The following is a 16,909-nucleotide window of genomic DNA, read 5'->3' on the forward strand; positions in this document are numbered from 1 at the left end:
ACGACAGACTCGTAGTCTGTAGCATCTTCAATCGTTTCATGAGCCAGTACTAATTCTTGAGCCAACATAAAAAATCCCCACTAACTTTGTTAGTGGGGATTATCATACGACCCGAAGATCATTCAAGTCTCTAAACCGATCGGCATTACACTCATTGAGTGGGGCTTTCTATATTCAGCTGTGACGGAGCTAATTATTTAAGCATTGCTTCATTGCCGTTTTCACGGATGTGCTTAAGCATACCTTTAACGCCACGTGCACTGGAAGCAACAACGTTGCCTGACTTCATGTAGTCTGTACCGCCAGCGAAATCAGTGATGATAGCACCAGCTTCACGTGCAATAAGCTCACCTGCTGCGATGTCCCAAGGCTTAAGGCCAAGTTCGAAGAAACCATCAACGCGGCCAGCAGCAACGTAACATAGGTCAAGTGCAGCAGAACCTGTACGACGGAAGTCAGCACAATCTACGAATAGAGAAGACATGATCTTGAAGTAAGATTCAGAATGCTGTTTCTGCTTGAATGGGAAACCAGTCGCTAAAACAGTACCTTGAAGATCTTTTAGTTGTTTAACGCGGATACGTGCGTTGTTTAGCTGAGCACCAGCACCACGTTGTGCAGTGAATAGCTCATTTTGCATAGGATCGTATACACATGCTACTTCAATCTTACCTTTGAAGCGTACAGCAATTGATACAGAGAAGTGTGGCAAACCTTTAACAAAGTTTGAAGTGCCATCCAGAGGGTCAATGATCCATTGTACTTCTTTGTCTCTACCTTCGATAACGCCATTTTCCTCAGCAACAATGCAGTGCTCAGGGTAAGAAGCTTGGATAGTATCGATGATGATAGTTTCCGCTTCTTTGTCTACGTTAGTAACAAAGTCGTTCGTGCCTTTCTGAGTAGATTCGATCTTCTCAGCATTTTCTAAAGATTTAGCAATATGATTGCCAGCTTTTCGTGCAGCACGAATAGCGATATTAAGCATTGGATGCATACTAATTTCCCAACGGATGTTAAAGAACAGAAAAACGGGCGGCAGTATACCAGATAAATCATCAAATGGAAGTGGTTAATTTTTGCTCTTTCGGTTTTTATCGAACAAAGGGTCTGACCATTTTACTCAGGTATATGTTACTATCTTGCAGCTTTATTAACAGTCTTGGGAATAATCAATGCTTAACAACGTTAAAGTTGTCCTTGTAGGGACTTCGCACTCTGGCAATATCGGTTCAGCGGCTCGCGCAATGAAAGTCATGGGCTTGAGTAACCTAGTGCTAGTTGACCCTCAATGCAGTGTTGATGAACAAACCTTAGCGTTGGCAGCAGGCGCTGCTGATATCGCTGAAAATGCAACTGTTGTTGATACTCTTAGTGAAGCTGTTGCTGATTGTGCGTTAGTAGTGGGCTCTAGTGCTCGTTCTCGCACGCTAGAATGGCCAATGCTAGAGCCACGAGAGTGTGGCCAGAAGTTTGTCGCAGAAGGGCAAGATAGTCCGGTGGCTTTAGTTTTTGGACGTGAGCGAACAGGTTTAACTAATGAAGAGCTGCAAACGTGTCATTATCACGTCTGTATTCCTGCTAATCCAGAATATAGCTCGTTAAACCTAGCAATGGCGGTACAGACCTTAAGCTACGAAATTCGTATGGCTTATTTAGATAATGAGCATAGCCAGTACCAAGTACAAGAACAGGTCGAGTACCCTAGACACAAAGAACTAGAAATGTTTTTCACGCACCTTGAAAAGGTTGCCAAAGATACCCAATTTATTAGTGAAGAACAGCCGGGTAAAGTGATGAATAAACTTCGCCGCCTATTCAACCGTGCGCGACCTGAAGCACAAGAACTGAATATCCTGCGCGGTGTTCTAACAGCGGTAGAAAAACGTATTTCTCGTGACTCTTAAACCACATAATACCAAAGGTTAAATACCTGACTAAATTAGTCAATTAAATACTTGACCAAAACAGTCAGGTATGAAAAGATTCATACCACATAAACGGTGTGGATATGGTGTTATATGAGACTTACATCTAAGGGACGATACGCAGTGACAGCCATGTTAGATGTGGCTCTGCATTCGCAACAGAACCCTGTGCCTTTGGCCGATATTTCTGAGCGTCAAGGGATCTCTCTATCTTACTTAGAGCAGCTTTTTTCAAAATTACGTAAAGCTGGTCTAGTAGCGAGTGTGCGTGGACCAGGCGGTGGTTACCGTTTGGGTGAAGACGCTTACTCTATCGCAATTGGAACAGTGATTGCCGCGGTAGATGAGTCAGTTGATGCGACTAAATGTAATGGTAAGGGAGATTGCCAAGGTGGTTCTCGCTGTTTAACCCATACATTGTGGCGTGACTTGAGTTCACGCATTAGTGACTTCTTGAACAACATCACTCTTGGTGAGTTGATGAAAGACAACGAAGTTTTAGAAATTTCAGATCGACAAGATTTAGATCTTGCCGTAAATAATGGGCTTGCAAATAAAAATACTAACACCGCGCCCATCGGTGTAAACATCCGCACTTAAGCGGCTGCCTGTTACATTGGAGTAGAGAATGAAACTGCCTATTTATTTAGATTATTCAGCGACCTGTCCTGTTGATCCTCGTGTGGCTGAAAAAATGGTTCAGTACATGACTATGGACGGTACGTTCGGCAACCCAGCATCACGTTCACACCGTTACGGCTGGCAGGCAGAAGAAGCGGTTGATACTGCTCGTGAGCAGATTGCAGACCTATTAAATGCGGATCCTCGTGAGATCGTATTCACTTCTGGCGCAACAGAGTCAGACAACTTAGCGATTAAAGGCGCGGCTCACTTCTACTCGAAGAAAGGTAAGCATGTCATCACGTGCAAAACTGAACATAAAGCGGTTTTAGACCCATGTCGTCAGCTTGAACGTGAAGGTTTTGAAGTTACTTACCTTGAGCCTGAATCAAACGGCCTTATCGATCTTAAAAAGCTTGAAGCGGCAATGCGTGAAGATACGGTTCTTGTATCGATTATGCACGTTAATAACGAAATTGGTGTTATCCAAGATATCTCTTCAATCGGCGAAATGTGTCGTGAGCGTAAGATCGTGTTCCATGTCGATGCAGCGCAGTCAGCGGGTAAGTTACCAATTGACGTAAAAGAGATGAAAGTTGACTTGATCTCTATGTCGGCGCACAAGATTTACGGTCCTAAAGGTATCGGTGCACTGTACGTTCGCCGTAAGCCACGTATCCGCCTAGAAGCGCAAATGCACGGTGGTGGTCATGAGCGTGGTTTCCGCTCTGGTACTCTTCCAACTCACCAAATCGTTGGTATGGGTGAAGCATTCCGCATTGCTAAAGAAGACATGCAGAAAGATTTCGACCATGCACTGACGCTACGTAACCGTCTACTTGATGGCGTTAAAGATCTTGAAGCTGTGACGGTTAACGGTGACCTAGAACAACGTGTACCACATAACCTAAACGTGAGCTTCGCTTTCGTTGAAGGTGAGTCACTGCTTATGTCTCTTAAAGACCTAGCGGTTTCTTCAGGTAGTGCATGTACTTCGGCAAGCTTAGAACCTTCATACGTTCTTCGTGCACTTGGCCTAAACGATGAATTAGCACACAGCTCAGTCCGTTTCTCATTTGGTCGTTTCACGACTGAAGAAGAAATTGACTACGCAATTGAACAGATTCGTACCGCAGTAATTAAGCTGCGTGACATGTCTCCTCTATGGGATATGTACAAGGAAGGAATCGACCTAGATACGGTTGAGTGGGCACACCACTAATCGCAGGTTATTCCCAGAGATTAATAGAGGATTCGAGGTAAAATATCATGGCATATAGCGAAAAAGTAATTGATCACTACGAGAACCCACGTAACGTTGGTTCATTTGATAAAGAAGACCCAGCAGTAGGTAGCGGCATGGTTGGTGCTCCTGCGTGTGGCGATGTAATGAAGCTGCAGATCAAGGTAACACCGGAAGGTATTATCGAAGATGCTAAGTTTAAAACGTACGGCTGTGGCAGTGCTATCGCTTCAAGCTCACTTGTAACTGAGTGGGTTAAAGGTAAAAGCATTGATGAAGCAGCAGCAATTAAAAATGCTGAAATCGCAGAAGAGCTAGAGCTTCCACCAGTGAAAGTTCACTGCTCAATTCTAGCGGAAGATGCAATCAAAGCTGCTGTTGCTGATTACAAGAAAAAACACCAAGAATAAGTATATAATGGGAGCGTTAATTCTCCCATTTCATTCGCCAACACAGACAAACTAAGGTGCAGTATGGCCATTACAATGACAGAAACCGCGGCAAGTCGCGTTAGAACATTCCTAGATAACCGAGGTAAAGGCATCGGTTTGCGTTTAGGTGTGAAAACGACGGGTTGTTCGGGAATGGCTTATGTACTTGAGTTTGTTGACGAGCTGAACGAAGAAGATTCAGTGTTTGAGCACTCTGGCGTAAAGGTGATTATTGATCCTAAGAGCCTAGTTTACCTAGACGGTACTGAGCTTGATTACGTTAAAGAAGGCTTGAATGAAGGGTTTGAATTTAATAACCCTAATGCGAAAAGCGAATGTGGTTGTGGTGAGAGCTTCAACGTTTAATTGAGAGCGCCTATGGGCATTTACTTGCTCATAGGTAGATTACCAAGGACCGAATTCTTAATGAATTACTTCGAATTATTTGGGCTACCAAGTCAGTTTAAGCTGGATGGTAGCCTTCTTTCTTCACAATTCCGTGAACTGCAAAAAAAATTCCATCCCGATAACTTTGCTACTGCTTCAGAGCGAGATCGTCTCTTAGCGGTCCAGAAAGCGGCCGAGATAAACGATGCTTACCAAGTCTTAAAAAATCCTATCTCTCGCGCTGAGTATATGCTGGCTGAAAATGGCATGGAAATTCGTGGCGAGCAGCAAACGATGCAGGATCCAATGTTCTTAATGGAGCAAATGGAACTGCGTGAAGAACTGGAAGATATTTCATCGAGCTCAGATCCTGAAGAGGCTTTGTCTGATTTTGACAGCAAAGTGAGCAAGATGTTTAAGCAACAGCTAGCGGCGACAGAGCAAGAGCTCAACGATTCTGCTTGGCAACAAGCCGCAGATCGAGTGCGTAAGCTAAAGTTTATTGCCAAACTTAAAAACGAAATCGAACTAGTGGAAGACAAGCTCCTCGGCTAGTGACAAACAAGGAACACCCATGGCACTACTTCAAATTGCGGAACCGGGTCAAAGCTCGGCCCCTCATGAGCATAAGCTTGCTGCAGGAATTGATTTAGGTACGACTAACTCTCTCGTAGCTTCAGTGAGAAGCGGTGATGCGGCAACGTTAAAAGACGAACAGGGTCAAAGTATTCTGCCGTCCGTGGTCAATTACTCTGGTGAACCATTGGTTGGCTATGATGCAAAAGCAAAAGCGGAATTAGATCCAACCAATACGATCATCTCGGTTAAACGTCTTTTAGGTCGCTCTCTTGATGATATTCAACAGCGCTATCCGAACCTGCCATACCAATTTAAATCAAGCGAGAATGGTTTACCTGTGTTGCAAACGGCAGCTGGTGATAAAAACCCTATCGAAGTCTCTGCTGATATTCTTAAAGCGCTAGGTGAGCGTGCTGAGAAAACCCTCGGCGGTGAACTTTCTGGTGTTGTAATCACGGTTCCAGCTTATTTTGATGATGCTCAGCGCGCAGGTACGAAAGATGCGGCTAAGCTTGCTGGTATGCACGTTCTTCGTCTACTGAATGAGCCAACAGCTGCAGCTATCGCCTACGGCCTAGATTCTGGTCAAGAAGGCGTGATTGCTGTTTACGATCTAGGTGGTGGCACATTTGATATTTCGATTCTTCGTTTATCGAAAGGTGTTTTTGAAGTACTCGCAACAGGTGGTGACTCTGCATTAGGTGGTGATGACTTTGACCACTTGCTAGCAGATTATATTTTAGAGAAAGCAGGGATTTCGCAAACACTAACTGCTGAACAAACTCGCGTACTACTTAATGTTGCCACTGATACTAAGATATCGTTCTCTGAGCAAGATAGTCTTGAAGTTAACGTTTTAGGCTGGCAAGGCGCGGTTTCTAGAGAAGAATTTGAAGATCTAATTCGACCACTGGTGAAGAAAACATTGATGTCGTGCCGTCGTGCTCTGAAAGATGCCGATGTAGACGCAGATGAAGTTCTAGAAGTTGTTATGGTCGGTGGTTCTACACGTACGCTATTGGTTCGTGAAATGGTTGGGGATTTCTTTGGTCGTAAGCCATTAACCACCATCAATCCAGATGAAGTAGTAGCAATTGGCGCGGGTATTCAAGCAGATATACTGGTCGGCAATAAGCCAGACTCAGAAATGCTGCTTCTCGATGTTATTCCGTTGTCGCTTGGTATTGAAACCATGGGTGGATTGGTTGAGAAAATTGTGCCACGCAATACCACGATTCCAGTCGCGCGTGCACAAGAATTTACCACCTTTAAAGATGGCCAGACTGCGATGAGCGTACACATCGTTCAAGGCGAGCGTGAAATGGTTGATGACTGCCGTTCACTGGCACGTTTCTCACTCAAAGGTATTCCTGCCATGGCTGCGGGTGCGGCACATATTCGAGTGACTTACCAGGTCGATGCGGATGGCTTATTGTCGGTGACGGCAATGGAAAAGAGTACTGGCGTTCAATCTGAGATTCAGGTTAAACCATCTTACGGTTTAAGTGATGATGAAGTGGCGAACATGCTACGTGATTCCATGACTTATGCGAAAGACGATATGTTGGCTCGTGCATTAGCTGAGCAGCGTGTTGAAGCGGACCGTGTTATCGAAGGTTTAATTGCCGCAATGCAAGCTGATGGTGATGAGTTACTGTCAGAGCAAGAGCGTCAAGAGCTAATAAAAGCGATTGAGGCTCTTATTGAGCTAAGAAATGGCGAAGATGCCGATGCGATTGAGCAAGGTATCAAAGATACAGATAAGGCGAGCCAAGACTTTGCTTCTCGCCGCATGGATAAATCGATTCGAGCTGCGTTGTCAGGTCAATCAGTGAATGATATTTAAGAGATAGAGTTATGCCTAAGATTATTGTATTGCCGCATGAAGATTTATGCCCTGAAGGTGCGGTTCTGGAAGCGAATTCCGGTGACACTGTTCTTGATGTTGCGCTGAAAAACGGTATCGGCATTGAGCACGCATGTGAAAAGTCTTGCGCGTGTACTACGTGCCATGTAGTGATTCGTGAAGGTTTTGACTCTTTAGAAGAGAGTGATGAGCTAGAAGACGATATGCTAGACAAAGCATGGGGCCTTGAGCCTGAATCTCGTCTGGGTTGCCAAGCGAGGGTAGCTGACGAAGATCTTGTTGTCGAAATTCCGAAGTACACGTTGAACCACGCTTCAGAAGATCATTAATCATTCGCTCTAATTCTTTATAAATGACTACCGCAGAGTAGAAAAAGGAAGGTAAGTAATGAAATGGACAGATTCGCGCGATATCGCGATTGAGCTATGCGACAAGTTCCCTGAGATTGATCCTAAAACCGTTCGTTTTACCGATCTTCATCAGTGGATTACAGAATTAGATGACTTTGATGATGAACCAAATCGTTCAAATGAAAAGATTTTGGAAGCTGTGATCCTGTGTTGGATGGATGAAATGGATTAACCCGAGTGGGAAACCCATTCCAGTTAACAAAATTTACTAAAAAAAACGGACCTTATGGTCCGTTTTTTTATCAATTTAACATTAAAGTGTTAACATCGATGGGTGAATAGAAAAAGGCGTAGGCAGCGCCAGTACAGACAAGGAGAAACCATGTCTACACAGATGTCAGTATTTCTAAGCCAAGACGCAGCCGCTCCGCACTGGGGCGAGAAAGCGATCCTTTCGTTTTCAGAGCAAGGTGCAACTATCCACCTTGGTGAAGGACACGATCTTGGCGCAATTCAAAAGGCCGCTCGCAAACTGGATGGTCAAGGTATCACCTCTATTTCTCTTTCCGGAGAAGGCTGGGATTTAGAAAGCGTTTGGGCTTTCCACCAAGGTTACCGTGGCCCGAAAAAAGCCAACCAGTTTGAGTGGCAACCACTTGCCGAAGCCGATCAAGCCGAATTGAACGCGCGTATTAAAGCAACCGATTTTACCCGCGATATTATTAACAAGCCGGCAGAAGAAGTCGCGCCACGCCAATTAGCGACGATGGCAGCTGAGTTCATCAAATCAGTTGCTCCAGAAGGTACGGTCAAGGCTCGCATTGTTAAAGACAAAGATTTACTTGCTGAAGGCTGGCAGGGCATTTATGCCGTAGGTCGTGGTTCAGAGCGTACTTCTGCAATGCTGCAGCTTGACTTTAACCCTACAGGTGATGAAAACGCACCAGTATTCGCATGTTTAGTTGGTAAAGGTATTACCTTTGATTCAGGTGGTTACAGTATTAAGCCATCTGGTTTCATGACAGCAATGAAAGCGGATATGGGGGGCTCAGGTACCATTACTGGTGGTCTAGGTCTGGCGATCATGCGTGGTTTAAACAAGCGCGTGAAGCTAATCCTATGTTGTGCTGAGAATATGATTTCTGGCCGCGCGCTTAAGCTCGGTGACATCATTACCTATAAAAATGGTAAAACAGTTGAAATCATGAATACGGATGCGGAAGGACGTTTAGTTCTTGCTGACGGCCTGATGTACGCGAGTGAACAAAATCCTGAGCTCATCATCGACTGCGCGACATTAACAGGCGCGGCTAAAAACGCACTTGGTAATGACTACCACGCATTAATGAGTTTTGATGATGAGCTGTCTCATCAAGCGTTGACAGTAGCTCGTGAAGAGAAAGAAGGTCTATGGCCTTTACCACTAGCGGATTTCCACCGTGGCATGCTACCGTCTAACTTTGCTGATTTATCAAACATAAGTAGCGGTGATTATTCACCAGGTGCAAGTACAGCAGCAGCATTCCTGTCTTATTTTGTTGAAGATTACAAGAAAGGTTGGCTGCACTTTGATTGCGCGGCAACTTACCGTAAGTCTGCGACAGACAAATGGGCTGCAGGTGCAACAGGTGTTGGTGTACGCAGTTTAGCTGGACTTATTCTGCAACAAGCGAATAAATAGCAGTAAGAGGCCGAAGAGCCTCTTTGATTACAACAATGATAAATGAAAGGATACCCTATGGCTCTAGAAAGAACTTTTTCTATTGTTAAGCCCGATGCAGTAGAGCGTAACTTAATTGGTGAGATCTACCACCGAATTGAAAAAGCGGGTTTACAAATCATCGCTGCGAAAATGGTTCGCTTAACTGAGGAGCAGGCGAGTGGTTTTTATGCTGAGCATGAAGGCAAGCCGTTTTTCCCAGCTCTAAAAGAGTTTATGACATCTGGCCCGATTATGGTTCAGGTGCTTGAAGGCGAAGACGCGATTGCTCGTTATCGTGAACTAATGGGTAAAACTAACCCTGAAGAAGCCGCATGCGGAACGATTCGTGCTGATTACGCAGTGAGCATGCGCTATAATTCAGTACACGGTTCAGACAGTCCGGAATCAGCAGCTCGTGAAATCGAGTTCTTCTTCCCAGAGTCGGAAATTTGCCCACGCTAATAGCGTAGGCAATAAGCAATAAAATCAGTGCTGCTTATCTGATATAAGCAGCATTTTTATTCTTAAAAAACACTATCACCAAAGGTTAATTTGTCGTGAACACGCTAAATTAACGCTAGTATTGGTGTTAAAAGTTTTTTTACACACAGAGCACGCCAAGGGTATCAGTCTTGACAGATTGTGATATACTCTGCGCGCAATTTATACCTTATAAACAGAGTAAGACAATGGCAGATTTATCAAAGTACAGAAACATTGGTATTTTCGCGCACGTTGATGCGGGTAAAACTACCACCACTGAGCGTATTCTTAAGCTTACTGGTAAAATCCACAAAACTGGTGAAGTACACGACGGTGAGTCTACAACTGACTTCATGGAACAGGAAGCTGAGCGCGGTATTACAATCCAATCAGCAGCGGTAACTTGTGAGTGGAATGGCCACCGCCTAAACGTTATCGATACTCCGGGACACGTTGACTTCACAGTTGAAGTATACCGTTCACTTAAAGTACTTGACGGTGGTATCGGTGTATTCTGTGGTTCTGGTGGTGTTGAGCCTCAGTCAGAAACAAACTGGCGTTACGCGAACGATTCAGAAGTTGCTCGTCTGATCTTCGTAAACAAACTAGACCGTATGGGTGCAGACTTCTTCAACGTTGTTGACCAAGTTAAGAACGTTCTTGGTGCAAACCCACTAGTAATGACTCTGCCAATTGGTCGTGAAGACGATTTCGTTGGTGTTGTTGACGTATTAAACCGTAAAGCTTACGTTTGGGACGACACAGGTCTACCAGAAAACTACGAAATTCAAGATGTTCCAGCGGACATGGTTGACGACCTAGAACAGTACCGTGAAGAGCTAGTTGAGACTGCTGTAGAGCAAGACGACGAGCTAATGGAAGCTTACATGGAAGGCGAAGAGCCATCTATCGAGCAGCTAAAAGAGTGTATCCGTAAAGGTACACGTGACCTAGCGTTCTTCCCAACATTCTGTGGTTCTGCGTTCAAGAACAAAGGCATGCAACTTATCCTAGACGCTGTTGTAGATTACCTACCAGCTCCAAACGAAGTTGATCCTCAGCCTCTAACAGATCCAGAAACTGGCGAAGCAACTGGTGAAGTAGCTCTAGTATCTGCTGATGAGCCACTAAAAGCGCTAGCATTCAAGATCATGGATGACCGTTTTGGTGCACTAACATTCGTTCGTATCTACTCTGGCCGTCTGAAGAAGGGTGACACTATCCTTAACTCAGCGACTGGTAAGACTGAACGTATCGGCCGTATGTGTGAAATGCAAGCGGACGAGCGTAACGAACTTACTGAAGCGCAAGCTGGTGACATCATCGCTATCGTTGGTATGAAGAACGTTCAAACTGGTCACACTCTATGTGATCCTAAGCATGAATGTACTCTTGAAGCTATGATCTTCCCAGAACCAGTAATCTCTATCGCTGTATCTCCAAAAGATAAAGGCGGTTCTGAGAAAATGGGTATCGCTATCGGTAAGATGGTTGCAGAAGATCCATCATTCCAGGTTGAGACTGACGAAGAGTCTGGCGAAACTATCCTGAAAGGTATGGGTGAACTTCACCTAGACATCAAGGTAGACATCCTTAAGCGTACTTACGGCGTTGAGCTAGAAGTAGGTGCTCCACAGGTAGCTTACCGTGAAACTATCACTCAACCAGTTGAAGATAGCTACACGCACAAGAAGCAGTCTGGTGGTTCTGGTCAGTTCGGTAAGATCGACTACCGTATCAAGCCAGGTGAAGCAAACTCAGGCTTCACGTTCAAATCAACAGTTGTTGGTGGTAACGTACCTAAAGAATTCTGGCCTGCAGTAGAAAAAGGTTTCGCGTCTATGATGCAAACTGGTGTTCTAGCTGGCTTCCCAACTCTAGACGTAGAAGTTGAACTATTCGACGGTGGTTTCCACGCAGTTGACTCTTCAGCTATCGCTTACGAAATCGCTGCTAAAGGCGCATTCCGTCAGTCTATGCCTAAAGCGGGTGCACAACTTCTTGAGCCAATCATGAACGTTGACGTATTCACTCCAGAAGACAACGTTGGTGACGTAATCGGTGACCTTAACCGTCGTCGTGGTATGATCAAAGACCAACAAGCTGGTACTACAGGCGTTCGTATTAAAGCAGACGTTCCTCTATCAGAAATGTTTGGTTACATCGGTCACCTACGTACTATCACATCTGGTCGTGGTCAGTTCTCTATGGAGTTCGGTCAATACGCACCATGTCCAGCAAACGTTGCTGAGCAAGTAATCGCAGAAGTTAAAGAGCGTAACGCGAAGAAGTAATTCTTTAAGTTAGCTAGATAGCTTTTAAAGCCCCAGTCGAAAGGTTGGGGCTTTTCTTTTTGTAAGAGATAATGGTTTCCGCTCTGATAGAGAAAGTGCAATATATGAGCTCATTTCTTAGAGTGATGAAGGGGCGAGTAGGGAATCTCTAGAAGTTTTTGGTTCGCTTCGAGGTCATCTTAATTTATCTACGGCTACTACCATCGATAATGTCTAAACCTAGCCCATCTAGGTTTCTATACTCTTCAGCTTGAGCAAAAATCCATTCACAGAAACGTTTGATCTTCTCTCTTTTAAAATAAGCTCTCGGTGCGCAGAGAAAATAATTGTAGTCGGTTCTTTGGGCTAGGTTACCGATCCTTACTAGTTTCCCTTCCTCTATATAGCGCTGAGCTAACGTATGCTTAGCTAAAGCCACCCCTTGTACTGCGAGTGCCCCTTCTAGGACAAAATGGGAACCATTGTATTTTAGAGTGGGTTTCGACGCTTTGTGACCAACATTATTCAGCCATATTCCCCAATCGAGATCGCGCCAGTAATCTTCGATTAAATCCGCTCCAGTAAGATCACTTAACTCATAGATGCCGTGTTGTTCTTGATAAATGGGATGACAAACCGGATAGAGCAGCTCTTCAATCAACAATTTCGAAGTAATGTTTGGGTAGTCACCTGGTCCATATCGGATACAGACATCGAGGTTAGAGTTTTGAAAATCTGCGAGTTCGCTAGTCGGTTCGATCATCAGCTCTAGGTCGGGGTTTTGCTGTCGAAAGTGGCCAATCCTAGGTACTAGCCAATGCTTAGCAAAGGAAGGGAGTGTTGAAATAGACAACTGACTCGGGTTCGGGTCTTGGTTTATTTGTCGTATGCCTCGGTGTAAGTGCTCAAACCCTCTTTGAGCCTGATCGAATAGGATTTCCCCTTCCATGGTGAGAGTTACTTTGCGGTGCTGCCTTAAGAAAAGTTCAGCGCCCAAGAAGTCTTCAAGTTGACGAATTTGCTGGCTAATGGCAGCAGCTGTTACATATAGCTCTTGGGCGGCTAGCTTAAAGCTTCCCAGTTTTGCTGCGGTATAGAAGTAATAGATTCCTTGCAAAGGTGGTAGTCGATCTTTCACTTTAGTTTTCCTTAACTGAAGGTCAATTTGTATCGTTTGAGCAAGATAGGTTAATGGTTAATTATTTAGTTACTAAATGCAAGGGAGGAGATTAACCATGGAAACTTTAGAGTATGGCTGTAAACAAAGAGTATCTGGTCTAAGCTTTTGGGATAAAAAAATCTTAACTAAGCTGAAGTGCTGGTGGCGCAACTTTACTACTCGTAAACAGCTGAGCGAGTTACCAGAGCACTTACTAAAGGATGTGGGCCTCACTAAAGAACAGGCTCGTCAAGAAAGTATTCGTCACTTCTGGGATAACTAATAAGTCGCAATGTTACTCAGCGATTTCGCTATGCAGCCAATTAGTAAAGGCCACAATACGTTGACGACGAGGGGACTCATCATCATAAAAGAGGTTGAATTGAATGCCAGGTGTCATACCAATCTCAAAAGGTTTGATGAGTAACCCTCGTTCAACATAGTCGCTCGCGAGTGAGTCCGAAGCTAAACAGGCGCCATGACCTGCCATAACTGCGTTCATAGCATGATCAAACGTACTGACATCCATCCATTGAACCGATTCTTTATTCATAGTCACCCCTGCTTGAGCAAACCAGCTCTGCCAAGGATAGCCGCCAGATTCGTAATGAATGAGCCAAGTCTGCAGCAATTGTTCTGGACTTGATAACTCGATGGTTTCGGCCAAGTTCGGTGAACAGAATGGGTAAATAGTTTCTTCGAATAGGAACTCTTTATGGAGCTTTAGATTGTTGTTCAATTCGAGCTCTTCGCCTTGCCATATCGCGAGGTCAGCGTCACCTTGTTTGAGGTTAGGTGCATCACAGCTGGTGATAATACGAATTGGGATATTAGGATGCTGAGTGGAGAACTTCCATAATCTAGGCAGCAGCCAACGAGAAGCAAATGATGGAGTGGAGCTGACGCATAGAAGCCCCTCGACAGGCTCACTTTGGATTTGGTTTAAACCACTAACAATATTTTCAAAGCCGGTGGAGACATGCTTGAACAAGATTTTACCTTGTTCGGTAAGACGCATTTCTCTCCCTTCTCGGACAAAGAGTTTACAGCCTAAGCCATCTTCAAGTTGTCGGATCTTTTGGCTTACCGCTGCTTGGCTAATAAACAGTTCTTCTGCAGCTCTGCTATAGCTATTTAGTCTCGCCGCTACTTCGAAGTAGCGTAATCCCGGTAAGTGGTGCAGCCGTGCATCCATAAACAATCCCTAGTTAATTCTTGCAGTAGGCCATCATAGTCGCTTTGTTTTGAAAAGCAAAAAGGAGAGACGAGCTCTCCTTTCAATTGACTAGAATTTGGGGGAACACTACTCCTCCCAAACCACCAATTTTCCTTTTGGCCAGCTTTGGCCAACATCATGATACTTCTGCTCAAGTACATGACGTTTGATTTTCAGTGTTGGCGTAAGAATACCGTTTTCAATACTCCACGGATCCTTGATCATTAATACCCCTTTGATCTGCTCATGAGACTCAAGTTCAGCGTTCATACGAGCAACGACTTTTTCGGTGGTTTTCTCGTACCTTTTACGATCAAAGTTAGGGAAGTCGTGCGGCACAACAAGAAGGATAGGGGCTGGTAGGCCAAGACCAATCAAACACATCATCTCGACACGGCTGTACTCGAAGAGTTTCTTCTCAATTGGCACGGGAGCAACAAACTTACCTTTAGCGGTCTTAAAGGTGTCTTTTTTACGCCCTTGGATAGTTAGGTAGCCGTCACTATCAATCGAGCCGATATCGCCAGTGTGTAGCCATCCTTCTGAGTCGAATGACTCTTGAGTTGCAATGTCATTTTTGTAGTAGCCAGAAAACAGGCCTTTACCACGAACCATGATCTCTTCGTCATCGGCGATTTTTAGCTCAATGCCCGGTCCTGCATTACCGACACTGCCAATCTTATCTGCTCGGAAAGGGTAGTTAAGCGTGCTATAGGCAAATGACTCTGTCATGCCCCATGCTTCGGTAATATTTAACCCAACACTGTGGTACCAGTCGAGCAGAGCAGGTGACACAGGAGCCGAACCACAGCCCAGCACTCGCGCTTGGTCAAGACCTAGACCATCGGCTAATTTCTTCTTAATCAATGAATTAACAAATGGGATCTTAAGTAAGATATTGAGTTTTTTCTGCGGCAGCTTGTCTTGAATACGTTGCTGGAACAGTGTCCATAGGCGAGGCACTGAAATAAACAGTGTTGGCCTTTGCATCTTCACATCTTCGATAAAGGTATCTAATGACTCTGGGAAGGCCGTTTGAACGCCGCCCATAATAGAAGAACCAAAGATGTAAACTCGCTCAGTGATATGAGCCAGTGGTAAGTACGAAAATAGGCGATCATTTTCTTGGATACCGATATGCTCAATCAACTTTTGAACTGACCAGCTAAACGCACCATATGTGAGCATTGCGCCTTTTGGTAGACCGGAAGTACCAGATGTATAAACCAATGACATCAACTTATCATCGTAATGCTCTGGGCGATGAGTACTTGGCTCATGTGCCTGGATTAACTGGTTGAACTGATATTTACAGTTTGGTGCTGTGTCATAAGCTAGCGAGATCGTAATTAGGTCTGGCTTATCATCAATGACTTGTTGAGTCGCTGCTGGATCGTCAAGTTTACCGCCAATGAGCACCTTACTTTCACTGTGCGTTAAGCAGTATTCAATCGTATCTGCTCCCGCGGTTGGGAAGATTGGTACACTAACGAAATCGCCAAGCATCATGGCAAGGTCGCAGATAAACCATTCGGCACAGTTTTTTGAAACCAAAGCGACTTTATCGCGAGGCTGAACACCGAGCTCATTCAGTGCGCTAACTAGCTTTAATGCTTGCTCAGCCACATCACTAAATGTGTACTCAACAAACTTTCGGTTGATGATTTGTTTAAGATAAACCTCATTGGGGCGCTCCGCTGCCCATTTTAAGATCATCTCGTTTGGTGGCGGGAGAGCACAAGTTGGTTTGCTTAACTCGTTAGGCTGAATCATTCTCTAACTCCGTGTTATTGGCAAAATTATAGTTATTTTTCTTGTTAATGGAATGTTAACTCTAGCATGTGAATTAAACTGTAGGGAAGCAAATATCACGAGTTTCCAATCATCTTGTGACTGCTGTGCCGTTAGTGAAGTTGGCGGTAAACCGCTGGACTGATTCCAGTTTTCTTTTTGAAGATGCGAGAAAAGTAAGAGACATCGTTGTAACCGCACTGAAAAGCAATAAAGGATATCTTCTCTTTACGATAGTTTGTTAGCAGCTGCTTCGCTAAGTTAATCCTTTTGAGGGTAAGGTAGTCACGAAAACTGACCCCGATTGTCTTGTGAAAGAATTTAGAAAAATAGGTCACCGAATAGTGACAGTATTCTGCTACATCTTCCTCTCTGATCGTTCGTGATAGGTTCTTCTCTATATATCTGAGCATTTCAACCAGATCCTTACTGATGTGCTTATGACTATGCTGGTTGGTGAGTTTGTTGATATCAAGGATCTCTTGGTGTTTCGTAAATTGGTAGTAGATCTGCTTATTGAGTTCATCTGACCATAAGCGAGCATCCCCTTCACTAAGGTTAAACGTTGAGAAGACGACATCTAAGCTTTCAAATTCAGTGGGAAGCGCGTGTTTGTGTATGACAATAATATGCTTATCGAGATTCTGACACAGCTTGGCTGCAGTGAGGAAAAGTGAGCTAAATTGCTCTTCATAAAAGAAAAAACAAAAATGAATGTCTGGTTCACTCAGCACTGAGACATCATAGCCATAATCCAAAATATGGAAGTAGCGCTCCATGTCTCTGACGATATCTTTCGAAACGTAAGTGACGGACTGTCCTATCCAATAGCCTTTATGTAGTACATCCAATGTTTATTACCTTTCATTGTCTTTGTTA

General features: G+C 44.4%; 18 protein-coding genes. 13 read left to right on the top strand and 5 right to left on the bottom strand.

Features of this window, described 5'->3' with window-relative positions:
* Positions 1–193 precede the first annotated feature (193 nt).
* Positions 194–997: an inositol-1-monophosphatase gene (gene suhB / locus ELS82_RS18970; protein WP_134836874.1), complete on the bottom strand. Its 804-nt coding sequence runs from the start codon at positions 995–997 to the stop codon at positions 194–196.
* A 178-nt stretch (positions 998–1,175) separates the two neighbouring features.
* Between suhB and trmJ the strand changes: the two genes are divergently transcribed.
* From trmJ to fusA, 12 genes are all read left to right on the top strand, one after another.
* Positions 1,176–1,907 (top strand): tRNA (cytosine(32)/uridine(32)-2'-O)-methyltransferase TrmJ, encoded by a 732-nt coding sequence (gene trmJ / locus ELS82_RS18975; protein ID WP_134836875.1) that lies wholly within the window; start codon positions 1,176–1,178, stop codon positions 1,905–1,907.
* A gap of 114 nt (positions 1,908–2,021) precedes the next feature.
* A complete protein-coding gene (gene iscR, locus ELS82_RS18980) occupies positions 2,022–2,528 on the top strand; it encodes a Fe-S cluster assembly transcriptional regulator IscR (protein ID WP_053440688.1) in 507 nt (168 codons plus the stop codon).
* 28 nt (positions 2,529–2,556) lie between these two features.
* Positions 2,557–3,771: an IscS subfamily cysteine desulfurase gene (locus ELS82_RS18985; RefSeq protein ID WP_134836876.1), complete on the top strand. Its 1,215-nt coding sequence runs from the start codon at positions 2,557–2,559 to the stop codon at positions 3,769–3,771.
* Positions 3,772–3,818: 47 nt separating this feature from the next.
* Positions 3,819–4,202: a Fe-S cluster assembly scaffold IscU gene (gene iscU / locus ELS82_RS18990; protein ID WP_004412993.1), complete on the top strand. Its 384-nt coding sequence runs from the start codon at positions 3,819–3,821 to the stop codon at positions 4,200–4,202.
* 63 nt (positions 4,203–4,265) lie between these two features.
* Positions 4,266–4,589: an iron-sulfur cluster assembly protein IscA gene (iscA, locus tag ELS82_RS18995; protein ID WP_004412994.1), complete on the top strand. Its 324-nt coding sequence runs from the start codon at positions 4,266–4,268 to the stop codon at positions 4,587–4,589.
* Between the two features lie 60 nt (positions 4,590–4,649).
* Positions 4,650–5,165 carry a co-chaperone HscB gene (gene hscB, locus ELS82_RS19000; protein ID WP_134836877.1) on the top strand — a complete coding sequence of 172 codons (516 nt, stop codon included), beginning with the start codon at positions 4,650–4,652 and terminating at the stop codon, positions 5,163–5,165.
* 19 nt (positions 5,166–5,184) lie between these two features.
* On the top strand, positions 5,185–7,035 hold the full coding sequence (gene hscA / locus ELS82_RS19005; RefSeq protein ID WP_134836878.1) for a Fe-S protein assembly chaperone HscA: 1,851 nt from the start codon (positions 5,185–5,187) through the stop codon (positions 7,033–7,035).
* 11 nt (positions 7,036–7,046) lie between these two features.
* Positions 7,047–7,385, top strand: coding sequence for an ISC system 2Fe-2S type ferredoxin (fdx, locus tag ELS82_RS19010; RefSeq protein ID WP_004412997.1), 339 nt, complete (start codon positions 7,047–7,049; stop codon positions 7,383–7,385).
* A gap of 58 nt (positions 7,386–7,443) precedes the next feature.
* On the top strand, positions 7,444–7,638 hold the full coding sequence (gene iscX / locus ELS82_RS19015; RefSeq protein ID WP_134836879.1) for a Fe-S cluster assembly protein IscX: 195 nt from the start codon (positions 7,444–7,446) through the stop codon (positions 7,636–7,638).
* A 150-nt stretch (positions 7,639–7,788) separates the two neighbouring features.
* Positions 7,789–9,087: an aminopeptidase PepB gene (gene pepB / locus ELS82_RS19020; RefSeq protein WP_134836880.1), complete on the top strand. Its 1,299-nt coding sequence runs from the start codon at positions 7,789–7,791 to the stop codon at positions 9,085–9,087.
* A gap of 57 nt (positions 9,088–9,144) precedes the next feature.
* Positions 9,145–9,570, top strand: a complete 426-nt coding sequence (ndk, locus tag ELS82_RS19025; protein ID WP_134836881.1) for a nucleoside-diphosphate kinase — start codon at positions 9,145–9,147, stop codon at positions 9,568–9,570.
* A 227-nt stretch (positions 9,571–9,797) separates the two neighbouring features.
* On the top strand, positions 9,798–11,885 hold the full coding sequence (fusA, locus tag ELS82_RS19030; RefSeq protein WP_134836882.1) for an elongation factor G: 2,088 nt from the start codon (positions 9,798–9,800) through the stop codon (positions 11,883–11,885).
* A gap of 184 nt (positions 11,886–12,069) precedes the next feature.
* On the opposite strand, the gene ELS82_RS19035 is transcribed toward fusA, so the two are convergent.
* Positions 12,070–13,002, bottom strand: coding sequence for a LysR substrate-binding domain-containing protein (locus tag ELS82_RS19035; RefSeq protein ID WP_134836883.1), 933 nt, complete (start codon positions 13,000–13,002; stop codon positions 12,070–12,072).
* A gap of 97 nt (positions 13,003–13,099) precedes the next feature.
* On the opposite strand from ELS82_RS19035, the gene ELS82_RS19040 reads away from it, so the two are divergent.
* A complete protein-coding gene (locus tag ELS82_RS19040) occupies positions 13,100–13,306 on the top strand; it encodes a DUF1127 domain-containing protein (protein ID WP_134836884.1) in 207 nt (68 codons plus the stop codon).
* A 12-nt stretch (positions 13,307–13,318) separates the two neighbouring features.
* On the opposite strand, the gene ELS82_RS19045 is transcribed toward ELS82_RS19040, so the two are convergent.
* The 3 genes from ELS82_RS19045 to ELS82_RS19055 all read right to left on the bottom strand — a co-directional run bounded on the left by ELS82_RS19045 (position 13,319) and on the right by ELS82_RS19055 (position 16,881).
* Positions 13,319–14,218, bottom strand: a complete 900-nt coding sequence (locus ELS82_RS19045) for a LysR substrate-binding domain-containing protein (protein WP_134836885.1) — start codon at positions 14,216–14,218, stop codon at positions 13,319–13,321.
* A gap of 108 nt (positions 14,219–14,326) precedes the next feature.
* The gene (locus tag ELS82_RS19050) at positions 14,327–16,012 is read right to left on the bottom strand and encodes an AMP-binding protein (RefSeq protein ID WP_134836886.1); all 1,686 of its coding nucleotides are present in this window, start codon (positions 16,010–16,012) and stop codon (positions 14,327–14,329) included.
* A gap of 131 nt (positions 16,013–16,143) precedes the next feature.
* Positions 16,144–16,881 carry a helix-turn-helix domain-containing protein gene (locus tag ELS82_RS19055; RefSeq protein WP_134836887.1) on the bottom strand — a complete coding sequence of 246 codons (738 nt, stop codon included), beginning with the start codon at positions 16,879–16,881 and terminating at the stop codon, positions 16,144–16,146.
* Positions 16,882–16,909 lie beyond the last annotated feature (28 nt).

The sequence above is a fragment of the Vibrio ouci genome (assembly GCF_004551525.1).
GTDB lineage: Bacteria > Pseudomonadota > Gammaproteobacteria > Enterobacterales > Vibrionaceae > Vibrio > Vibrio ouci.